The following is a 22664-nucleotide window of genomic DNA, read 5'->3' as shown; positions in this document are numbered from 1 at the left end:
CCTTCTATTGCTTCATTAAAAATATATTAACTGACTGAAGAAAAAACAGACATCTCAATATCAGATTGAAACCCTAAGTGATAGTATAATTTTTGACCTAATGCTGATGCCGCAAGCCGAATGTGTTGGCAATCAGCCTTCTGGGCATCATAGATAATATGGTTCATGATTCGTTTAGACAGCCCTTGTCTTCTATAACTAGGGTTCGTTTGTACATCATCAACAACCATGTCACTCCCCGCAGAAATTGCCCGTGCCCATGATATTAGGTTTTGTCCATCACGAAGATAGTACATAGCAACATCATTTTTATTAAACCGTTCTAAACAAACAACATCCTCACCACGTTGTGCATTAAACCAAACTACCTCGTCTTTGTTACTTAACAGTTTAACTTCATGCTGTGGCAAAAGATCAGGCAGCTGACTCACATCCAATGACATCAGCAGCTCTTCAGTCACGGGTAAATACTGCTGCTGATCAAGCTCCTGTTGTACTGACATATCCAGATTAAAGAGCGTGATAAAGTGCTGTTCATCATTAATACTTGCCTTAAATGACTGTAGGTCAAATTCACTTAGGTTCCATATAAAAGCTTCATGCTTACGCTTTACTGAACCAATGGGGGTATCGAATGAGCAGATTACACCGCCTGATTCGTGTGTTAATAACACCTCACCTTTAGTACGTGACTTACTCCAACCACTCACAAAGTGGTGAATAGCGCCCACAAAGTTATTATAGCTATTATTATCCATAGACATCCTGACTACTTTCTTTAAATGACTTGTTACTTTCTAGGTAATCAGCGCTATTATACGCCGAGTGTCAGATATGCCTACTTAATTTATCCAAGGTTAGTTTATGATTAAACAGCTCGAAACATTATTACAGCAAGGTCAGGATAATGCGATGTTACGATTCGGCTTAGGTAAAGCATATCTGGACGATCAACAGCCAGAGAAAGCTATTGAGCATTTCACCGCTTGTTTACAACATGATAAAAACTATTCAGCAGCCTGGAAATTGCTTGGAAAAAGTTATGTTCAATTGGATAAATGGAAGAAAGCCGCTGATACTTACCAACAAGGCATAGCAATCGCTCGTAGCAAAGGTGATAAGCAAGCCGAAAAAGAAATGCTGGTTTTTCTTAAACGCTGTAATAAACAGTTAGACAGCACCAAGTAGGAATGTATTCCTACTTGGTTATTAATGGTTACCTACTTCTTACACAACGGCTAGCAGGCTTTCCTAGGCGTCTGGGTTTATTCACTGTCTGCCTGTTCATATCGGTACCAGGGCAACCGTATATAACTTTACCTTTATAAAAGCCATTTTCTTTCTAAGGTACCTTTGTCCAACGTCTGCATAACGCCCTTCGAACACGCCGTGAATCCTTCCCTGGAGGTTTGATTGCCGCCTCCTTGCGGCAAACAGTTCGATGTTCATTATCCTGCCTTTGTCTACTACTGACGTACATCGAAATACCACAGCTGTTCATTTAATAATAATTGAGGTATAGCAAAATGTAGGTTTGCGCTGCATTTGCACAGTCTATACTCATCACAAATTATTTTTATATACAATTGCCCTGAACGAAACCCCAGCAAGTTATAACAACATGACTGGGGTTTTAAAGGTAATTAGTGAATCTACCTCAAAAAGAAAACACTTAGATGATAACCTAAACATTAACTATATTGGACGGTTTTCAGCTATATCCAGCTCGTTTAATAAAAATCCTTTACTATTTTCAACACCATTGATAACAAGATGAATAGTCGTTAAATTATTTGGCAATTCGATAGCCGTATCTAACTCAGTCCAACTCTTGTTATCAACTTGGCTTTGTGCAGCCGAAAACCAGTCTTTTTTACCATCAGTCGTTTCATAATAGACCCAAAGTGTTGCTTGTCCTTTTGCTAACCCTTTAACACTTGCCTTAACTCGGTATTTTTTCCCAGGTTGCATTGCACAGGTCATATTGATACCTAATGTGGGCAAGTTAACACTGTTTTCTACTTGGAGAACTTTTTCAACTTCACCATTAATCACTTCTTCAACAAATGAAAATTGATCATTTCCAGGAATCCAAGGGTAGATACCTTCCAATTTTTCTTCAGAAAAGCTAATTGTCCAAGAATCTGGATGCCAGTGTATACTATCTGGGGTAGACAACTTCTGTAGAGAAGACGTTTTGATACCGACTAATTGTTTCGATGACATACAAAAATTGGCAACATGAGGCGCTGCAATGTTTAGCGCTTTTGCATTATTAGCTTCCAGCCCTCCAGCTATTTTCCCCCCAATAATCTTTTTTTCATCATCATAGCAAGGCTCTATACCATACTCACAGACTTTTATGGATGGATTTGAGAAATAGGGTACTCGATCAGCCATACCATGATCTTGTGGATACGTCATAATTGAACTTATACGACCCTTGCCTTTTGTAGCATACCCAAACGCAAAAGGATACTGACCCGAAAATACTTGAGCGTCAATTGCGTCATTAATGGTATTAATCCCTCCTCCTAACGAGGGTACTTTTTTCCCATAAAAATTAATATCTTTTAATACCTCAAAGTACCCATTATAAAGCGCTTGATAATCTGGAAATGATTTTTTCTCTGTAGGCAATCCATGATTTAACCCAAATAGATGTCCTAATTCATGAGCCACATGATAAGCTGTCTCATTACTATCAGGATCAATACTATATTCAGTACATAGATCAGTGACATTAACAACAGCATAGGCACTATTAATATTTTGAATAGCGAAAGCACCTTTGTTATAGAGGAAATAACCAGACGCTGTCAGTCCACAAGTTATTTCACTGCCACTTGCACCATCAACCTCAAATAATGTTAAAACCAAATCCGCATGATATCGAGCCCGTAAATCACGCAATGTTCTATTTTGTCCACTTTCTTCTAACGCCTTAGTAATTTCCTGCCCATCAACAGGCATAAGAGATGTTTCTATGGGATACTGTTCAACTAATTTTAGCTTAATATTAACCTGACTGTTTTCGAATGCTTTATTAGTGAATTCAATATAATCAATAATTTTTTTATTGATACTCTGGTTGTTATTTTGGTAAGCCTCTTCTGCTTTTGGCGTATACACAACCAACACATCAATTTCATGCACCTTAGTGCCAGCCAAAACGCTTGTCACACCTAAAAATGGAAGCAATACTGCAGTCCGTATAATTGAACTGGCTGGTTTATTTTTTGTCATACTCAATACATTCCAAATAGAAAACAGCTTCTTAAAGTCATGTCATTCTATTTGTAAACCCGTATTATTCCATCTGTAATACTACTAATAAAACCACACAAAAACACACACAACCGTACCAAAGTAATACTTAAAACAACCTATAATTCGCCATTCAAATTATACATTAACAATTTATAATAACTTTTAATTAACAGCACTATCCTATACACTTTTATACACAGTACATTAGTTAATTTATTCCTCCCACAACAGAGTTTTTCTACTAATCACTGTGCTCATGCAGAACTGTTTCACAAATAAACTCAAGCATTGCAAACCTGATTTTTGCAACCTTACTAGCACGGCACACTTAAATAAACAGTAATGATATTTCGATGTGAATTCTAGTAAGACAAAAGTGAGGTAACGTAGGTAGCACTGTTTTTCACAAAAATGTGGCAACTTTGGTGTAACGTTTAAGATTGTTTCATAAATTATTGAATTACTTAGCGAAGTGAGCTTATTCGCAACCAAACCTAATATACTATAAACTGTCCCATCATACCTTTATCTTCATGCTCAAGAACATGACAGTGATACATATAAGGTATATGATAATTAATATCCGATCGACTTTCTATGTTTTTCATATATTCTTTCCGGTAAGTATTATGATTAAATTTTACTAATATTTTACACGTATGATATTCACCTTCATTCATTTCACCAACACGTTTTGGTAATGAGATTGTGTCCTTCCATCCTTTCAGTATATTATCTGGCTCTTCACCATATAACTCCAAAACCAAAAACGAGCAGCCATGAACATGAAAGTTATGCCCTCCTTTCAAAGATTTAATTTCCCATATCTCTGGCATGCCTATTTTTACTTCTTCATTGATAAACTTCATATCAAATTCTTTATTATTAATACTCATTTTTGATAAATCATCGTCGACCATAAGTTCAAATGATCTAGACACATCAGCATCAGACAGTGTATTAGTAATCAAGTCTCTTTGAATCGTACTAGCTCTTAAACTATTAGCTAGTATTGTTTCTTTTAACTGATAAGAATTTACTACAATCTTTGCTATGTTTACTGTGATATAATCTGGATCAAAGGGATCAGAAGGTAGCGTAATTGCCTTCATATCTAGCATATCACCTCTAAACTTTGAAAAGTCAACTATTATTTCAACTCTCTCACCAGGAAGAACCAGAATTTTTTCAACTTGTACAGGCTTGTTTAAAAACCCTCCGTCAGATGCAATAACATAAAATGTAGTATCATTAAAGAATAGGTTATAAGGTCGCGCATTAGATGCATTTAATATTCTGAATCTTACCAACCCTGGCATTACTGATATAAATGAATTAGCTACTCCATTTATACAATATGTATCACCTACAAATACTCTGCTTGGTTTTCGATCATAAATCTGCTGTCCGGTATCGTCAAAAAGTTTATCTTGCAAAACAATTGGTATATCATTAACCCCATAAATATCAGGCAAACCCAACGAATAGCTATTTTTATCCTCTATAATAAACATTCCTGCATGACCAAAATATACCTGTTCTGCTGTTTTACCACAGGTATGATCATGGTACCAGCAAGTTGCAGCTTCTTGATGAATTGGCATACTGATATTCCAAGTTTCACCTGGATGAATCATCTGATGAGGACCACCATCTAAACGCCCGGGTATATGTAGGCCATGCCAATGATTGGTTACTGGTTCTGATCTTAAATTTACAATAGAGAAATCAATAACATCGCCTCGTTTGACTTTAATTGTAGGGCCTAAATATGAACAATGATGCTGTAAAGTAGAAATGCCAGTAGCATAGGATTTTTTCCCTGGATAAAACTCATGTTGAGTGTCTTGAATATACAGGGTTGGCATACGATAACGTTTAGTATAAGGGCTATACAACAGGGGGGGGATACAAAGAGGATTATAATCAGCAATAGCTTTTTTTTGTTGGTAAGTAAGTCCCTCTAATGACTTAGAGTGACCAATAACTGAAATCCCTGCAGATGTAAGTGCAGCCCCTGACGAAAGCACAGCTCCATATTTAATAAAATCTCTACGCTCCATATATATACCCTTTAATTTTTATATACTAAACATGAATAATTTTTTATTTATTTTTGTTTTTAATATAAAACTTCAAGTACTTCTAAAGAGGTAAGCCTGCATTTTTACAAGAGTTTCAATATATCTGATTATAAAGTTTATGTCTGTTCAATAACTGAAAATTGACCGATCTTACTAACACCCTGCTCATCAATGCTTACAAGGTGATATAAGTAAGGAACATGATACTTCAAGTTAGTCGGATTATAGGCAGCTTGAAACTGGTTTACACCATGCCGATATGTGGTCGTATTAAAACTAATGAGTATCTTCATTTGATGCAATTCATTCCCCCTTCCCCCTATTGTAATAGTATCCTGCCATCCACAATTTTCAGGAGGAATGCCATTTATACTAACTACTAGAAATGAAGCTCCAGAGATATGAAAAGTATAATTCCCCTTTACTTGTACCACCCAAACTTCATCTTTATCACGAACAACAGCACTCTCAATTTCATTCATATTGAAGATTGTTTTTTCCAATATATTTTTTTTTGCTGTTTCAACTTCGTCTGTTGATATTTTTTTTACTATTGGCAATGTATCTACCAGATTAAAGTTAACATTGAGACTATTATGCCTCAATTTATTGGGTAAGACCGTTTCAGTACAAGCCACATCTTCTACCAATACTTTTAGCGCAAGAACTGATAAATCATTCCAAAAAGTATCCGCAATGTTAATTGCAATATTTTGCTGTTTTTCTTCAATTAAGAGCATTAGCTCACAGCGCTGACCTGGGGCTACTCTTGCTTTTTGCATAGCAATGGGGGCATTCAACATTCCGCCATCTGTTGCAATTTGGTAAAATATTGAGTCGTTAGTAAAAGAAAAATCCAAAATCCGACTTTGTGTAGCATTTACAATCCGAAAACGAACCCAGCCAGGTGAAACAGAAATATATGGCTTAACGGTGCCATTGATAACTAATGTGTTCCCCCTGTAGCGTGTGTTGAGATTAAATATTTCCTTCCCTTCACTATCAAAATTTTTATCCTGAACAATAAGCGGAATATCATCCAAACCATATGTGACAGGCATATTCAATGATTTATTATTTTCATCTTCAACAATCATAAGCCCCGCATAGCCTAAGTACATCTGTTGAACACCCAACTCATAACATAATGGATGATACCAACAAGTAGCAGCTTCTTGCTGAATATGTAATGTAGTGTTCCAACTTTCTCCTGGATTTATCAACTGGTGGGGGCTGCCATCAACACTTCCTGGAATATGCAAACCATGCCAGTGATTCATAGTTACTTCATTAGTTTGGTTTTTAATCGATAATTTAACAACATCGCCACGTTTTACTTTTATCGTTGGGCCTAAGTAATCCAGTTGATGCTTTGATGAAGATAAACCTATAGAAGAAGATACAATATTATGAAAAAAACTATGTGTTTTATTATTTATCGTTAAGGTTGGTAGGCTATAAAAGTCAGAAAATGGATCATTCAGTATTGGAGGAATATACAGTAAATTATCACTTTCAGTTAACTCTACTTCGTACTTTATATCATCTGTTTTTAAGCCAGAATACAAAACACCTAATGCGCCCACTCCAGACGCAACAGTTAAAAACTGACGTCGATCCATTCCTTTACCTTATTATAATTAAATTTTCAGGCTTCATCGTACACTATAAACTGCCCCATCATACCTTTATCTTCATGCTCAAGTAAATGACAGTGATACATATAGGGAAAGTGATAGATCAACTCTTTTTGGTCTTTTAAACCACTAATATTCTGATTACTAGTGTTAGCACGATAGGTTGTATGATCAAATTTTACTAAAATTTTTGCCTTGTAGTATTTACCTACAGGAGTACCTGGCTCTGGCAATGGTAATACCACTGTATCTTTCCAGCCTTTAAACTCATCTGGAGGAGGCTCGTCATCAATCTCCATAACAAGAAATGAACAACCATGCACATGAAAGGGATGTCCTCCTCGCAGAGACTTAACCTCCCATACTTCAAGAACCCCACGAGGAACAATATCATTTATAACTTTCATGTCATAGGCTTTATTATTTATATACATTTCCGTTAGAGTACTATTACTACTTAAATCAAAAGATCTGGATATAACTTGAGGTGCTGATTTAATTTCTTCCTCCCAGTTGATCCATTTTTTCCTTAACCGAGATGGTAAAGCAGCAGGAAGCTCAAAACTATCTTCAATAGCCAGTCGCATAATTTTAACAAACAAGTCACCGCCACCTGGATCAACAACGATTGTTTTAGCCATTAGATCGATAATACCACCACCATCCTGCGATAGATCAATCATAATTTCAGCACGCTCTCCTGAGTACAACGTAAGTTGATCAATTTGTACCGGTTGGTTTAAAAAACCACCATCTCCTGCAATAACATAAAAACTTCGTCCATCCTTAAAGTAAAAGTCAAAGTGTCTATCATTCGCACCGTTTAATATTCTTAAACGCACCCAGCCAGGGTTTACTTTACAATATGGTTTTATCGTACCATTCACTAATATACTATCTCCTAAAAAGATAGGACCACCTCTTAAGTCATAAATTTGCTCAAAATTCGTGTTAAAAAGCTTATCATGAACAATAACTGGAATTTCATTAACGCCATAAATATCCGGAATTCCCAAAAAAGCACTATGAGTATCTTCTATCAAAAACAAACCTGCATGGCCAAAATAAACATGTTCAGCAGTTTTGCCACAGGTATGATCATGGTACCAGCAAGTAGCTGCTTCTTGCCGAATAGGCATGGTTATATTCCAAGTTTCACCTGGCTGAATCATTTGATGAGGCCCACCATCTAAACGACCAGGTATATGTAGCCCATGCCAATGATTTGTAACAGGTTCTTGTCGTAAATTAACAATAGAAAAGTCTACAACATCTCCTTGTTTAACTTTGATAGTTGGACCAAAATATGAGCAGTGATGCTGTAAAGTTGAAAGTCCTGTGGCAGGGGATTTCTTTTCAGGATAAAATTCATGGAGTGTATCTTGTACATATAACGTTGGCATACGATAACGTTTAGCGAAAGGGTTATACAATAGCGGTGGTATATATAATGGATTATATTCTGAAATCTGTTTTTTTTGCTGATAATTAAGCCCTTCGGAAGATCCTGAAGAATTTAGCGCAGAAAGCCCCACAGAACTAAACGCCAATCCTGATGATAATGTAGCTCCATATTTAATAAAGTTCCTGCGGTCCATTACATTACCTTTCCAATTTGAAAATTTTAATCTTAGGGCGTCACCTCAAACAAGCTCACCATTTTGAAGCCAAATAAGGCTCAACATGATAATTATTAACTGCTTATTTCGAGTTCAAACCAATCTTTTACTTCATCATTCCACTAGTTTCACCTAGCACTTTATACTTAAAATCATTCTTCCTCGATAAAATCATTTTTTCTTTTTTATTTTCAAATTTTAACACAACCACGTTTTGCTGATTTCTAATCTCTGACATGGCAGTTATTTTAACATCCAACTCATTTACTTTCTTTAGCACATTAAGCATATTAATATCAACATTCGTTTCATGATTACCAAATCGCACATTATTTACATTTAATACAATTTTTTCACCGCCAACTTTTATGCTTATATTATCCAACAAATAGCGGCTCAATAGTTTTTCTTTTTCTTTTATATTTAATTCACTATAACGTGCTTTGCCATAATAACTTCCTAGCGCAATATCCACTCCCTGTTGCGAAAATGAACCATAAATATAACCAAAACCAGATTTAAGTATAATATTATAGAATGAGATAAAGCTTGTATGCGAATAAGCTAATTGACTAAACAAAAATAAACCTAAAAGAAGTGATTTAACAAACAAAATCGAGGGCATTATAAATTCCTTTTTACTATGCACTCATTACTATTAATACGACACTAAAATCTCACAACATCATACTAACATGTGTATGACAATCAGTATTGTTCTTCATAAAAATAACAATACATCAGACTCTAGTTAAGACAACTATTTTTTTGTCTTTTTTTGTCGCAATTTTTCATCCTCATCATAAAAAATAGTGAATATTTTCACCTAACAATCAGCTATTCAGTCTTATTTACTTTTTCTATTTGCCAAGAAAAATCTATTGTCAATACTCTATTTTTAACAAAAATAAACTATTAGTCATAATGATTTTCAGGATAGACTAACTAATCAGCATAAATTGTAATAATATGTACTAACAATGCGTATAGTCATTTTTAAAGTTAAGGCAAACCAACATCTTGCTATTCCCAAGAATTTAAAAAGAAGTGCTGTAGTATTCTGATAGACAAACAAAGACAGGGTTATATGCGTCTAATTGTTTGCCGCAAGGATGCGACGCCCAAGCCTTCAGGGAAGGATTCACGGCGTGCTCATCGAATGTTATTCAGACTTTGTGACCAGAAGGGCCTAGGTAAATCGGCTTTTAAAGCGTAAGGATACAAAAAGTGTTATTTGTTATTCTCGGTTCAATACACACCGAATTATATCGTATGAAAAACCTCTATATTGTAAGAAGCGTATTTGCTTGGCTTTTTCCTTATCATTTTTAGGTATAGATGAAAACTTCCTTTGCCATGCAAGTAGTGCAACCTCTTCCCAATCAGGCTCTTGCTCTTCCAATGTTTGCTCTACCATTTCGCCAGTAAATCCACGAGCACGCATGTCCTGACAGATACGCAGAGGCCCATGACCTCTATCTATACGTTGCCTAACAAACGATGCAGCAGCTCGATGGTCATCTAACCAGCCTTTTTCAAGTAACTGTTCAATCACTTGCTGGATAAGATTTTCATCTGTTGTCTTTTGTCGGAGTCGTGAAGTTAGTTCCGCAGAAGAAAAATCGCGACGAGCCAACAGTGTTAGTGCTGACTGTCGCAGAACGGCGAGAGAAATGGTCATACAATACGAGTGTAAACTGTTTGTTTAGAAACGCTCGGTATACCCGTATGCAGGTATACCTTTTATCATAGATACCAGATAATCAAGACTACTCAGTTGTAGCTTTTGATTTTCCTTTCTTTTCTTTAGTCACAGGCTCAACTGCTTCTTGAGGTGCATCCTCACTGGTAAGTGTGCCATGCTTCTGACGTATTTTTTTCTCTATTTCCCAGGCAATTTCAGGATTATCTTCTAAAAACTGCGCTGCATTCGCTTTTCCTTGGCCAATTTTGTTTCCATTGTAGGAGTACCAAGCACCCGCTTTATCAACAAAGCCATCTTTAACACCAAGGTCAATAACTTCACCCATATGATAAATACCTTTACCATAAAGGATTTGGAACTCAGCCTGACGGAAAGGAGGAGAAACCTTATTTTTAACTACTTTTACTCGAGTTTCATTACCAGTTACTTCTTCACCTTGCTTGACGGATCCTGTACGACGAATATCCAAACGCACAGATGCATAAAACTTGAGCGCATTTCCTCCTGTTGTCGTTTCGGGGTTGCCAAACATGACGCCTATTTTCATTCTGATTTGGTTAATAAAGACAACCAGACAGTTCGCCTGTTTAATATTACCCGTAATTTTCCTCAAGGCTTGCGACATAAGACGGGCTTGAAGACCCACATGAGTATCACCCATTTCGCCTTCAATTTCAGCCTTAGGTGTTAACGCTGCAACAGAGTCAACGATAATGACATCAACCGCGCCGGAACGAACCAACATGTCAGTGATTTCAAGCGCTTGCTCTCCAGTATCGGGCTGAGATACATAAAGATTATCAACACTTACCCCTAGTTTACGTGCATATTCAGGGTCAAGAGCATGCTCCGCATCGACAAAGGCACAGGTAGCTCCTTGTTTTTGTGCTTCAGCAATGACCTGCAGCGTTAATGTTGTTTTACCAGATGACTCTGGTCCATAGATTTCAACGATACGTCCTTTTGGTAAGCCACCAATACCCAAAGCAATATCCAAACCTAATGAGCCTGTTGAAATGGCTGGAATAGCTTCTTGTTTATGATCACCCATCCGCATGATGGCACCTTTCCCAAACTGTCGTTCGATTTGGGAAACTGCAGCGGCTAAGGCTTTTTTCTTGTTGTCATCCATCAAATCGCACCTCGTGAAGCAAAAGGACGAAACAGGCGAGGAACACCAGTACTGTATATATATTCAGTATTATGTCATAGATTTCCCATTCCGCCTAGTATAAAACAGTATTTTTTTAACTAGATCATCTCTCTACCACCAGGCACTTACCCTCAAGCTCAATTCTTATGACTTGCAATCAGATGGAAGATTTTTAATGAGACAATAACAGTATGAAAACAATCCAGCGTTCATTATATAACCATATACGTACATCTAAAGATAAAACTGAGCATTTTTGGTAAACGGTTATAGCTTTGTAGCGCTAAACGTATCTTAATTCCTTAGTCGATCCATTATACCTGTGAGCGCAGCCAACACTGCTTGCTGACGAATTTGACGACGATCGCCATTAAACTCAAAGTGCTTGGTCAATGTCTGACGGCCAGCAGCAGACCATGCAACCCACACCGTACCCACTGGCTTGACATGGCTTCCACCTGTTGGCCCTGCAATGCCACTGATGGCAATAGCAAGATCTGCTCGAGTATTCTGCAAAACACCTTCTGCCATTTGTATTACAACAGGCTCACTTACTGCCCCGAACTCTTCTAGCACTGCGAGTGAAACACCCAACATGTGGTGTTTAGCCTCATTCGAATAGGTCACAAAACCACCTTCAAACCATGCAGAACTGCCAGGCACTGCCGTAACTTCTTGGGCAACCCATCCACCTGTACAAGACTCTGCTGTTGCTAACTTCAACTCACTTTGTTTGAGCGCTTGACCCACAGTTTCAGCAAGAACATAAGCCTGATCTTCAAATGTATCCATGTATTCACCACACATTGTTCAAAACTTTCAATCGTACAATCTAATGGGTAATGTAACGCGATTTAACTGAAAAAATACGACGACTGCTCTATATTCCTTGAGAGTTTATTCGATCTCTCCCTATTCAGAACAAGGACTTTTGTCATTATTATCAAAAGTCGGTTGTCAGTGAATAATAAACCCTTAAAATCCTCTCCCATTATCTGTTTTCCTATGTGAGCAAAGAGATCGTTTGTTATCGATGACTAAAGTAAAGCAACAACAGGCTCAACACACCCCCATGATGCAACAATACCTGAAGATAAAACAGCAGCACCGTGAGGAGCTAGTGTTTTATCGAATGGGGGATTTCTATGAATTATTTTATGATGATGCAAAAAAAGCTGCCCACTTGCTGGATATCACATTAACAGCTCGAGGCCAGTCTGCAGGTGAACCCATCCCGATGGCGGGTATCCCTTTTCACTCCGTTGATGGCTACTTAGCAAAACTCGTCAAATTAGGGGAATCTGTCGCCATCTGCGAGCAAGTGGGTGATCCAGCTACCAGCAAAGGTCCTGTAGAAAGAAAAGTAGTACGCATTTTAACCCCTGGCACCATTAGTGACGAAGCACTATTAGAAGAGCGACAAGACAATTTACTGGCCGCGCTTCACTGTCATGAGTCAACCTATGGGCTGGCGACCTTAGATATTAGCAGTGGTCGCTTCCATGTTACCGAATTAACGGGGTTTGAAGCAGCACAAGCAGAACTACAACGACTGTCGCCCGCTGAAATTTTAGTCAGCGAAGAAAAAGATTATGGGTCACTATTACAGCCATATAAAGGTGTTCGAAAACGTGCACCTTGGGATTTTGATTATGAGTCTGCGTACCAACAACTCACTCATCAATTTGGTACTCAAGACCTGGCTGGTTTTGGCTGTGAGCATTTATCCATAGCGATTGAAGCTGCAGGATGCCTGCTACAGTACGCGAAAGAAACCCAGCGCACTGCACTACCTCACTTACGTGCTCTCTATGTCGATCGTCATGAAGAGAGTGTTATTCTTGATGCCGCCACCCGCCGTAACTTGGAAATCACCACTAATTTATCAGGTAGCCGAGATAACACCCTATTATCAGTAATGGATCATACGTCCACAGCAATGGGTGGCCGACTACTAAACCGTTGGCTAAACCGTCCATTGCGTGACCACCATAGACTGGCACTTCGGCAACAAACCATTACAGCATTACTGGAAAATTACCACTATGAAGGTATACACCAAACCCTAAAACAGATTGGTGACATTGAACGAATATTAGCGCGTATTGCACTTCGTTCTTCGCGGCCACGAGACTTAGCGCGCTTACGGGATGCTCTTGCCGTATTACCAGACTTACAAAATCTGTTGCAAGCAATTGATGGTGGCCTGATTGATAAGCTTGTCACTCAAATCAGCACTTACCCCAAACTTGTCGACCTACTACAACGAGCGATTATACCTAACCCTCCTGTTGTTATTCGTGATGGTGGTGTTATTGCCGAGGGCTATGATAGTGAGCTTGATGAGCTACGCGCCATCAGTGAAAATGCAGGCGATTACCTCATCAAGCTAGAAGCGGAAGAACGACAAAAAACAGGTATTAGCACACTAAAGGTGGGGTATAACCGCGTTCATGGCTATTTTATTGAAATCAGCCGTCAGCAAGCACAACAAGCACCAACCCATTATATTCGCAGACAAACCTTAAAAAATGCTGAACGCTTTATCACACCAGAACTAAAAACCTTCGAAGATAAAGCACTAAGTAGTAAAAGTCGTGCACTGGCAAGGGAAAAGCAGCTTTATGAACAGTTGATAGAAACGCTGGCTAATGACTTAGCAGCACTTCAGGAAACAGCATCCGCACTGGCCACACTTGATGTACTCAATAACCTGGCTGAACGTGCAGAAACGCTAAATTTCTGCCAGCCAACATTTATAGATGCCCCAGGACTAAATATTGAAGAAGGTCGTCATCCTGTCGTTGAGCAGGTGTTAGATGAGCCATTTGTAGCGAATAGCGTCTCCCTGTCCGACGATCGTCGTATGCTGATTATCACTGGGCCAAACATGGGTGGTAAGTCGACGTATATGCGGCAGACAGCACTCATTACCCTCTTAGCGCATATTGGTAGCTTTGTGCCTGCCGCTAAAACCCAGCTCAGTATTGTTGATCGTATTTTTACCCGTATTGGTTCATCTGATGACCTAGCGGGGGGACGGTCAACATTTATGGTAGAAATGACTGAGACTGCGAATATCCTCAATAATGCAACCCCCAACAGTTTGGTACTCATGGATGAGATTGGTCGGGGAACCAGTACCTTTGATGGGTTGTCATTAGCCTGGGCGTGCGCCTCACATTTAGCACAACATGTACAAGCATTTACACTGTTTGCAACTCACTACTTTGAACTCACAGCCTTGCCTGATGCGCATCATAATGTAGTCAATGTTCATCTAAATGCTACTGAACACAATGAACGTATAGTATTTCTGCATACTGTTCATGAAGGTCCTGCTAACCAAAGTTATGGTTTACAAGTAGCACAACTTGCAGGCGTACCCCATTCAGTTATAGGTTTAGCACGAGAAAAACTGCAACAGCTTGAAGCAGAATCACATTCTCATCAGCAGGCAGCAGTGGATCATCAAACTATCGACGCTAATACACCGCAATCAGTCGTATCTAAACCAACTTCCAAACGCAAAAAAGCGGAGCCAATTCAGTCCGACCTTTTTGCAAGTGCACCTCATCCCGTTATAGCCAAATTGGAAAAGCTTAATATTGATGATATGACACCACGCCAAGCGCTGGATATGTTGTATCAAATTAAGGAACAGCTATAGTTACAGCAAATAGCCACGTATTATACTCTGAATGCAGGGTATAATGCGTACTCTGACGTATTACCTTTGGTTAGCGGCTTTGTTGTGCAAGCCATACACAAGGTACAACATTATAAGTATAGTTTGATTCGCTTCTAAGCATACTTAATTCATTTGGCTATAAATTTAGTGTAAATTCATCTAGAAAAAGCTGCTTATAAGCAACGATTATCTATAATGTCTTTTTAATAACTGATAAACTAACTTTCTGTTGGTTAGCCTGATTATTGATGGAGTAAAACACCCATGGCATTTGTAGTTGGCGAAAACTGCATCAAGTGCAAATACACGGATTGCGTTGAAGTCTGTCCAGTTGACTGTTTCTATGAAGGACCTAACTTTTTAGTCATTCATCCAGATGAGTGCATTGATTGCGCACTATGTGAGCCTGAATGTCCAGCAAATGCTATCTTTGCTGAAGACGAGCTACCAGAAGATCAGGAGCACTTTAAAGAGCTGAATGCAGAGTTAGCCGAAGTATGGGATAACATAACAGAGAAAAAAGATGCGCCTTCTGATGCAGATGACTGGAATGGTGTTGAAGGAAAACTTTCTTATTTAGAGCGTTAAATATTTATACCCATCACTATGAGTATATCAAGAGTGTTATATTTTTAATTATTTATTTTATATGTATATTTATTAAATAATTTTTCATATTTTACGCTCCAATAAAAAACCGAGTAGTATTACTCGGTTTTTTATTGGAAAATAATAAGGGCAATCGTTAACTAAATAATGCGTCACTTGATAAACCCTGCTTTTCCAAAATAACTCTTAAACGTTTTAACGCTTCAACTTGTATTTGACGCACACGTTCACGAGTCAATCCAATTTCACGCCCCACCTCTTCCAGTGTGCTAGTTTCATAGCCCCTTAGACCAAATCGACGCGCAATGACTTCTCTTTGCTTTTCTGATAATTCACCTAGCCATTTATCAATACTACTGTTTAAATCTGTCTCCTGTAATACTTGTGCTGGATCAGCATCATTTTCATCAGAAATTGTATCTAGTATTGATTTATCAGAGTCAGGCCCTAAAGGAGTATCAACAGAAGACACACGCTCATTTAAACCTAACATTCGTTTAACATCATCAACAGGCTTGTCTAGTAAATCAGCAATTTCTTCGGGTGATGGTTCATGGTCGAGCTTTTGCGTTAATTCTCGTGCTGCACGCAAATAAACATTCAATTCTTTTACCACATGAATCGGTAACCGTATCGTTCGGGTTTGATTCATAATCGCCCGTTCAATCGTTTGCCGAATCCACCATGTAGCGTAAGTCGAAAAACGAAAGCCTCGTTCAGGGTCAAATTTTTCAACTGCACGTATAAGCCCTAAATTACCTTCTTCAATAAGGTCTAGTAGCGTTAATCCCCGATTAACATAACGTCGAGAAATTTTAACAACCAAACGTAAATTACTTTCAATCATTCTCCGCCGACCGGCCTCATCACCTTTAAGTGCTAGTCGAGCATAATGTACTTCTTCTTCTGGAGTGAGTAATGGAGAATAACCTATTTCATTTAAATAAAGTTGTGTTGCGTCCAGGCTTTTATAAAACCCCTCCTCATCTTCGTTCTTTTTATTAGCCGCCGAAGCTGACCGGTTACGACTGGAACTGGGTTTATTATCACCGGCCTCAAGTGACTCGTTATCATCAGATTCGTCAAACTCATCAGGAACTTGAATCAAATCATGCTCATAATCGGAAAATTCAGTGTTTTCCCTTTTTAGCGCCATAGTCATAAATCCTGCGTCTGGTTAGGTTGATATAATTATTGTTGTCTATCCATGACACACTGATTAATTCGCAGTACATGGGTTAAGTAGTTATTATTTCGGCAAATACTTCAGTGGGTTTACAGGTTTGCCTTTATTTTTATGGCGAATCTCAAAATGAAGAACCGCTTTAGCACTACCATTACTACCCAGTTCTGCGATTTTTTGTCCCATTTTCACCCGGTCGCCTTCCTTGACTGCTAATGATTTTATATGTCCGTAGGTGCTTAAATATTTACTGTTATGTTCAATTATTATTAATTTTCCATACCCCAGCGGACTACTTCCCGCATAAATTACTTTTCCTTCGGCCGCTGAGCTAACAGGCTGACCTAATTTTGCCTCAATATCAATACCCTTGTTAACCTTACCTTTTGTAGCAAATTGTGAAACAACTTTTCCACTCACAGGCCACTGCCATCTAAGATTAGCAACTGATGACACTTTTTTGGTTTTTACTTTTCGAGGTGTTTTTTTGACATTTGTAGTCTTTGATTTGTTTGCAACAGTCGTTTGTTTTATAGCTTTAGGTTCTTTTTTCTTTACAACAGATTTTATTTTTGATTGCTCAAAAACAATACGCTGTTGAGGGTAAATGGTATAGGGTGGTTGAATATTGTTGGCACTTGCTAACGCTCTATAGTCCCAACCATAATGAGCTGCAATAGAATAAAGTGTTTCTCCAGGTTTCACCGTATGGAATCCTGAGGTTATTTTTGGCCTTTGATTACGGTCTGTAACAGGTGCATAGGAACCACCTGAAATACACCCCTGCAATAAAGCGAAGCAAATCACAAAAAAAATGTGATAACAAAAAACGGCAAATTTTTGACTGTATAACGTCACTATTTTCACCTGAGATGGCTCGGTAAAACGAAAATGTTACAGTAATTATTATTCCATAACAAAATAAACAAAATTAACCCTACGATAAAAAAATCTAAAAAACTCATTTTTTTGAACTTCGTCAACAAAAAATAGAACAAATATTCCATTCTTTATCTTGCTAAAACTAACACCGGCCATCCCAGTCTAGTCATGAATTGGTCTTCTTAAACAATCTAAACTTATAACCAAAATAATGGCTGTAATCATTAAAATTATTGCTAATACAAGTGAGCTTGACTCACCAGTAATCATTTCATAATCAAAAGGTGAAACATTTTTTTGTAAAAAAGGTACCTCATGACCTTCACTATTTAAGCGCACGCTTTCAGTGACTTTCCATGGCCAAACTTTATTAAGGGATCCCATCATTAACCCAGTTAAAAAAGCAAATGTTATATCCCTTACATTTTTTAATAACCATGCCAAAATATTAGAAAACAATAATAACCCTGTCACACAACCTAAACCAATTGTCGCTATGGTAAGCATATTAAATGACTTTATTGCATCAATAACAGGGGCATATAAACCCAGCAACAGTAAAATAAAACTCCCAGACACACCGGGTAATATCATTGCGCATACGGCAATAGCTCCCCCTAAAAACAAATGAAAATAGTCAGCAGACATGGTAATTGGCGTAGCAACGGTAATCCAAAACGCAAACACAGTTCCGCAAATAGCACTCATAAAACTGGAAAATTTCCAACGTTCAATTTGCCGAATAATAAAAAATGCTGAGACAATGATAAGCCCAAAAAAGAACGACCAGAGATGTACAGGATAATTTAACAATAAATAACTAATAACTTGAGAAAGCGAGAAAATACTTACCAAAATACCCAGAAACAAAGTAACAATAAATGGGCCATTAATATATTCCCAAGCAGCCTTCCAGCCGTCGTTAAATAAATGGCGAAGTGCTTGATGATTTACACGGCGAACCGATTCAATAAGCTGATCATAAATTCCTGTGATAAATGCTATCGTTCCTCCTGAAACACCTGGCACAATATCGGCCGCCCCCATGGCCATACCTTTTAAAAATAACAACAGCATGATAAAAGAACCTTTAATAAAATAACTGTTTCTCTCTTGTTTAAAAAAAGGCTAGCCCTATTGACTCAGTTAGTTATACCCACAGCGCATTTTTTTAGAGGGGTATAATCATACAGCCCTGGCAACTAATCACACAGCACCAGGTAATAATGGGACAAACCTAACAGGTGCAAGCATACGCTGGGTAATCCCCGTAGAAGTCTTAGTCAACAACACTAACTGCTGCTCATAACTCTGCCCAATCGGTATTACCATACGCCCGCCTTCTGCGAGCTGGTCTATTAGTTTTTCTGGCACGCCTTCTGGCGCGGCTGTAACAATAATGCCATCATAAGGCGCATAACCTGGCCACCCTTCAAACCCATCCCCATAGCGAAAACGGACATTCCTAACTCTTAGTTGTCGAAGCTTCTGCTCTGCTTTTCTCTGCAATGATTTTATTCTTTCAACAGAAAAAACTTGGGAACAAAGTTGCGATAAAATTATGGTCTGGTAACCAGAACCCGTGCCAATCTCCAACACCTTTCCTAATGGTCCGGATTGACGCAAAGCCTCTGTCATTCTGGCAACGATATAAGGCTGCGAAAGGGTTTGGCTAAAACCAATGGGTAAAGCAGTATCTTCATAAGCACGATGCGAAAGCGCTTCATCAACAAACAAGTGTCGAGGAACATCACGCATAACCTCCAACACACGCTCATCCTTAATTCCCTCTTGCTGTAAACGCCGAATAAGACGTTCTCGAGTACGTTGGGAAGTCATGCCAATCCCGGCAACATCCAACTTTTTCACAAAATTTCCTCCAACCAACTCCCTACATGTGAGAATACTTGGTAATGTGTTTTATCAATTTGTAATGGGGTCACAGAGACATAACCAGCTTTAACTGCGTGGAAATCCGTTCCTTCTCCAGCGTCTTCCCCCTTTCCTACTACTGAAATCCAGTATCCCTCTTTACCTCTTGGGTCAATTTGTTTAACCGGTTTTGCTGCTCTCGCTCTATGACCAAGTCTCGTTAACTGTATACCTTTAATATCAGACCAGGGACAATCAGGTACATTGACATTAAGAATACTACGAGGAGGTAGTACCAACGCTTCAATATTAGCCACTAATTGTTGTACAACATGAGCAGCCGTTTTTAAATTAGAGGCAGAGCGACTACATAATGAGACAGCAATAGCAGGTGTTGCTAAAAATCGCCCCTCTAAAGCAGCAGCCACAGTACCTGAGTACAACACATCATCACCGAGATTAGCCCCCAAGTTAATACCACTAACCACCATATCAGGCTCTTGGGATAATAGGCCGTTAATCCCCAAGTGAACACAATCAGTAGGCGTTCCATTCAAGCTAATAAAACCATTTACTAAGCGAGTTGGGCGTAACGGCTTATCTAATGTCAGCGCACTACTTGCCCCACTACGATCCTGATCGGGTGCCACCACATCACAATGGCCAATCTGTGATACAGCCTCATAAAGAGCCATCAAACCAGGTGCAAAAACCCCATCATCATTAGCTAATAAAAACTTCATGCTGTTTGAGAGTCCCCCCACTCCACCAATTCACGAATGACTGTGGTTGCATATAATCCTTTCGCTAAGAAAAAGCTAACTTCTAAACAGCTCTCACTCAACCACTGCCAAATTAACTGCTTAGGTACCAGAGCCAAACTACGCCGTTGCTGCTTCAATCCTGCATGGACTAAGCCTTCTGCAAATAAAGACACAGATTCAGCAATAGTATTCTCCAGCGTTGCTACTTCGTGAGCAGTTAAAAGCGCCCCTTCCCCCCAAAGCGGACCTGTAACAAACAGCTCGTCCGCTTCAAAACGTTGGAGAATCGCTTCATCAATCGCATCAGCCTTAATAATGGTATTACCGTCATTAAACTGTAGTACATCGCCTGGCAAGTATTGATTCCAGCTATGGTCTACAACTCTGCTAGCTAAAACATTATTAAACAAAACAGATCTCGCGGTTGAAAGTATTATGCTCCGCTTGTTAGGTGACATGCGTGATAATGATTGCCTTGCAAAGCTTTCTTCTGCTGCTCGAATATTATCACCTGCGATACCAAACCGTTGCTCACCAAAATAGTTAGGCACTCCTCGCGCCTGAATGATACCCAACTTTTGTTCAACTATTTGCTTTTCGGGAAATTCACTGTACAAGCGAATGCGGAACTCATTACCAAGATGAGTTCCCCGTTTTAGTTTTCGGTGGTGTCGTACAACACGCTCAATCTCAACCCCAGGCACCTTAAATAAGTGCCAATCCACATCCTTTTTGATTGGAAAGGGTAAAGAAAACCACTGACGGGTAACTGCATGACGGTCTTTAAGACCACAATAACTAACCTGTCGTTTATTAATTCCTACAAAACTCGCCAGCTGATCTGCAACCCAAGCCGTATTTTGTCCCGTTTTTTTCACCAGCAAACAAAAGTGCTCACCCTGACCCGAAGGTTCAAAGCCCAACACTTCATTGACAATAAAGTCTTCTGGAGAAGCTTTAAAACGAACCGTACAAAGTGGCCCACCATAGGCAAATGGTAGAGGCTTAAGGATAATTTGTGTCTCAGTCATATGGATTTCAACAATACAACAGCGTGTGCCGCAATACCTTCTTTACGCCCAGTAAAACCTAGTTGTTCAGTGGTTGTTGCTTTTACATTAATGTAATCAGGTGATACACCCACATCATCAGCAATGTTCATTTGCATTTGAGGAATATATGCCGCCATTTTAGGTGCTTGCGCAATAATAGTAAGATCAGCATTACCTACTTGCCAACCCTTTGTCTTCAACTGTGACATTACATTAGTCAACAAGTGTCGACTATTTGCATTAGCAAACTTTGGATCAGTATCTGGAAAATGGCGACCAATATCCCCTAATCCTGCAGCCCCTAGTAATGCATCACATAGCGCATGAAGTAAAACATCACCATCAGAGTGAGCTACGAGTCCTTGATGGTATGGAATAGCCACTCCCCCTAATACAATAGCGTTTCCATCTCCAAACCGGTGTACATCATAGCCATGACCTATTCGCATGCTATCCCCTGTTGTTGTAAGTAAAATGCTGCCAGAGCTAAATCAGCAGGTCGAGTAATCTTAATATTATCTTCTGCACCTTCCACCATCAGTGGTTGAAAACCAGCATGTTCAATGGCTGAAGCCTCATCAGTAATACCTTTAACCTTATTTACCAATGCTTGCTGTAAGCTATCGCACAGCAACTGAAAACGAAACATTTGTGGTGTAAATGCTCGCCATAACAGGTGGCGGTCTATAGTTTGTTCGATAACTCCCTGCTCACTGGTACGTTTGATAGTATCGACCACTCGCACTCCCAACAAACCACCCACAGGGTGATCGCTCAGAATAGAAATAAGCTGTTGCAAATCACTATGGCGAACACAAGGTCGAACCACATCATGCACTAACACCCAGTCATTCACACTGGACTGTGCTTTTAATGCCGTTAAACCCGCTAGTACAGAATCTGCTCGCTCTTTTCCACCAACAACCTTGATAATTTTCGGGTCATCTAAAATAGAGAGTTGCTTGGCATAAGCGTCACCTGCCGCTAAAGCAACAACAATCTTGGTAAAATAAGGAAACGTTAGCAACCGTCGTAATGTATGCTCCAGAATGGTGTATTGTCCAAGTTGCAAATATTGCTTAGGACATTTTTGTCCCATTCGCTTGCCAATACCGGCAGCTGGCACAATGACCCAATATTGAG

The 22664-nt window shown here is 39.0% G+C and carries 20 protein-coding genes; 3 read left to right on the top strand and 17 right to left on the bottom strand.

Features of this window, described 5'->3' with window-relative positions; all coding sequences use genetic code 11:
• Positions 1-26: 26 nt before the first annotated feature.
• Entirely contained in the window at positions 27-758 is a 732-nt protein-coding gene (locus tag KCG35_RS01805) for a GNAT family N-acetyltransferase (RefSeq protein ID WP_215817950.1), read from the bottom strand.
• A 106-nt stretch (positions 759-864) separates the two neighbouring features.
• Between KCG35_RS01805 and KCG35_RS01800 the strand changes: the two genes are divergently transcribed.
• Entirely contained in the window at positions 865-1188 is a 324-nt protein-coding gene (locus KCG35_RS01800; protein WP_215817949.1) for a tetratricopeptide repeat protein, read from the top strand.
• 507 nt (positions 1189-1695) lie between these two features.
• Here the strand turns inward: KCG35_RS01800 and KCG35_RS01795 are convergent.
• The 8 genes from KCG35_RS01795 to KCG35_RS01760 form a co-directional block, all read right to left on the bottom strand.
• Complete coding sequence (locus KCG35_RS01795; RefSeq protein ID WP_215817948.1) at positions 1696-3246, bottom strand: M12 family metallo-peptidase; 1551 nt, start codon at positions 3244-3246, stop codon at positions 1696-1698.
• 518 nt (positions 3247-3764) lie between these two features.
• Complete coding sequence (locus KCG35_RS01790) at positions 3765-5333, bottom strand: multicopper oxidase family protein (RefSeq protein WP_215817947.1); 1569 nt, start codon at positions 5331-5333, stop codon at positions 3765-3767.
• Positions 5334-5470: 137 nt separating this feature from the next.
• Positions 5471-6976 carry a multicopper oxidase family protein gene (locus tag KCG35_RS01785; RefSeq protein WP_215817946.1) on the bottom strand — a complete coding sequence of 502 codons (1506 nt, stop codon included), beginning with the start codon at positions 6974-6976 and terminating at the stop codon, positions 5471-5473.
• 26 nt (positions 6977-7002) lie between these two features.
• On the bottom strand, positions 7003-8589 hold the full coding sequence (locus KCG35_RS01780; RefSeq protein ID WP_215817945.1) for a multicopper oxidase family protein: 1587 nt from the start codon (positions 8587-8589) through the stop codon (positions 7003-7005).
• A 127-nt stretch (positions 8590-8716) separates the two neighbouring features.
• Complete coding sequence (locus KCG35_RS01775; protein ID WP_215817944.1) at positions 8717-9235, bottom strand: DUF6702 family protein; 519 nt, start codon at positions 9233-9235, stop codon at positions 8717-8719.
• Between the two features lie 612 nt (positions 9236-9847).
• Positions 9848-10291, bottom strand: coding sequence for a regulatory protein RecX (locus tag KCG35_RS01770; protein WP_215817943.1), 444 nt, complete (start codon positions 10289-10291; stop codon positions 9848-9850).
• A gap of 88 nt (positions 10292-10379) precedes the next feature.
• Positions 10380-11447, bottom strand: a complete 1068-nt coding sequence (gene recA, locus KCG35_RS01765; protein ID WP_215817942.1) for a recombinase RecA — start codon at positions 11445-11447, stop codon at positions 10380-10382.
• 315 nt (positions 11448-11762) lie between these two features.
• The gene (locus KCG35_RS01760) at positions 11763-12260 is read right to left on the bottom strand and encodes a CinA family protein (RefSeq protein ID WP_215817941.1); all 498 of its coding nucleotides are present in this window, start codon (positions 12258-12260) and stop codon (positions 11763-11765) included.
• A 241-nt stretch (positions 12261-12501) separates the two neighbouring features.
• On the opposite strand from KCG35_RS01760, the gene mutS reads away from it, so the two are divergent.
• Both mutS and fdxA read left to right on the top strand, forming a co-directional pair.
• Entirely contained in the window at positions 12502-15138 is a 2637-nt protein-coding gene (gene mutS / locus KCG35_RS01755; protein WP_215817940.1) for a DNA mismatch repair protein MutS, read from the top strand.
• Positions 15139-15423: 285 nt separating this feature from the next.
• Complete coding sequence (fdxA, locus tag KCG35_RS01750; protein WP_215817939.1) at positions 15424-15747, top strand: ferredoxin FdxA; 324 nt, start codon at positions 15424-15426, stop codon at positions 15745-15747.
• Between the two features lie 157 nt (positions 15748-15904).
• On the opposite strand, the gene rpoS is transcribed toward fdxA, so the two are convergent.
• The 8 genes from rpoS to ispD all read right to left on the bottom strand — a co-directional run bounded on the left by rpoS (position 15905) and on the right by ispD (position 22647).
• Positions 15905-16924, bottom strand: coding sequence for an RNA polymerase sigma factor RpoS (rpoS, locus tag KCG35_RS01745; protein ID WP_215817938.1), 1020 nt, complete (start codon positions 16922-16924; stop codon positions 15905-15907).
• A 93-nt stretch (positions 16925-17017) separates the two neighbouring features.
• Positions 17018-17809: a peptidoglycan DD-metalloendopeptidase family protein gene (locus KCG35_RS01740; RefSeq protein WP_309227255.1), complete on the bottom strand. Its 792-nt coding sequence runs from the start codon at positions 17807-17809 to the stop codon at positions 17018-17020.
• A 186-nt stretch (positions 17810-17995) separates the two neighbouring features.
• Positions 17996-18910, bottom strand: coding sequence for a polyprenyl-phosphate transporter (locus tag KCG35_RS01735; RefSeq protein WP_215817937.1), 915 nt, complete (start codon positions 18908-18910; stop codon positions 17996-17998).
• Positions 18911-19039: 129 nt separating this feature from the next.
• On the bottom strand, positions 19040-19702 hold the full coding sequence (locus tag KCG35_RS01730; protein ID WP_444972200.1) for a protein-L-isoaspartate(D-aspartate) O-methyltransferase: 663 nt from the start codon (positions 19700-19702) through the stop codon (positions 19040-19042).
• Positions 19699-20448 carry a 5'/3'-nucleotidase SurE gene (surE, locus tag KCG35_RS01725; RefSeq protein ID WP_215817936.1) on the bottom strand — a complete coding sequence of 250 codons (750 nt, stop codon included), beginning with the start codon at positions 20446-20448 and terminating at the stop codon, positions 19699-19701. Before surE ends, KCG35_RS01730 begins: the two co-directional genes overlap by 4 nt.
• Positions 20445-21500, bottom strand: coding sequence for a tRNA pseudouridine(13) synthase TruD (truD, locus tag KCG35_RS01720; RefSeq protein WP_215817935.1), 1056 nt, complete (start codon positions 21498-21500; stop codon positions 20445-20447). Before truD ends, surE begins: the two co-directional genes overlap by 4 nt.
• Positions 21497-21970, bottom strand: a complete 474-nt coding sequence (ispF, locus tag KCG35_RS01715; protein WP_215817934.1) for a 2-C-methyl-D-erythritol 2,4-cyclodiphosphate synthase — start codon at positions 21968-21970, stop codon at positions 21497-21499. The genes truD and ispF overlap by 4 nt, the downstream gene beginning before the upstream one ends.
• The gene (gene ispD, locus KCG35_RS01710; protein ID WP_309227253.1) at positions 21961-22647 is read right to left on the bottom strand and encodes a 2-C-methyl-D-erythritol 4-phosphate cytidylyltransferase; all 687 of its coding nucleotides are present in this window, start codon (positions 22645-22647) and stop codon (positions 21961-21963) included. The genes ispF and ispD overlap by 10 nt, the downstream gene beginning before the upstream one ends.
• Between the last annotated feature and the right edge of the window lie 17 nt (positions 22648-22664).

Source organism: Zooshikella harenae (assembly GCF_018837975.1).
Classification (GTDB): Bacteria; Pseudomonadota; Gammaproteobacteria; order Pseudomonadales; family Zooshikellaceae; genus Zooshikella; species Zooshikella harenae.
This window is presented reverse-complemented; position numbering and strand designations above follow the sequence as displayed.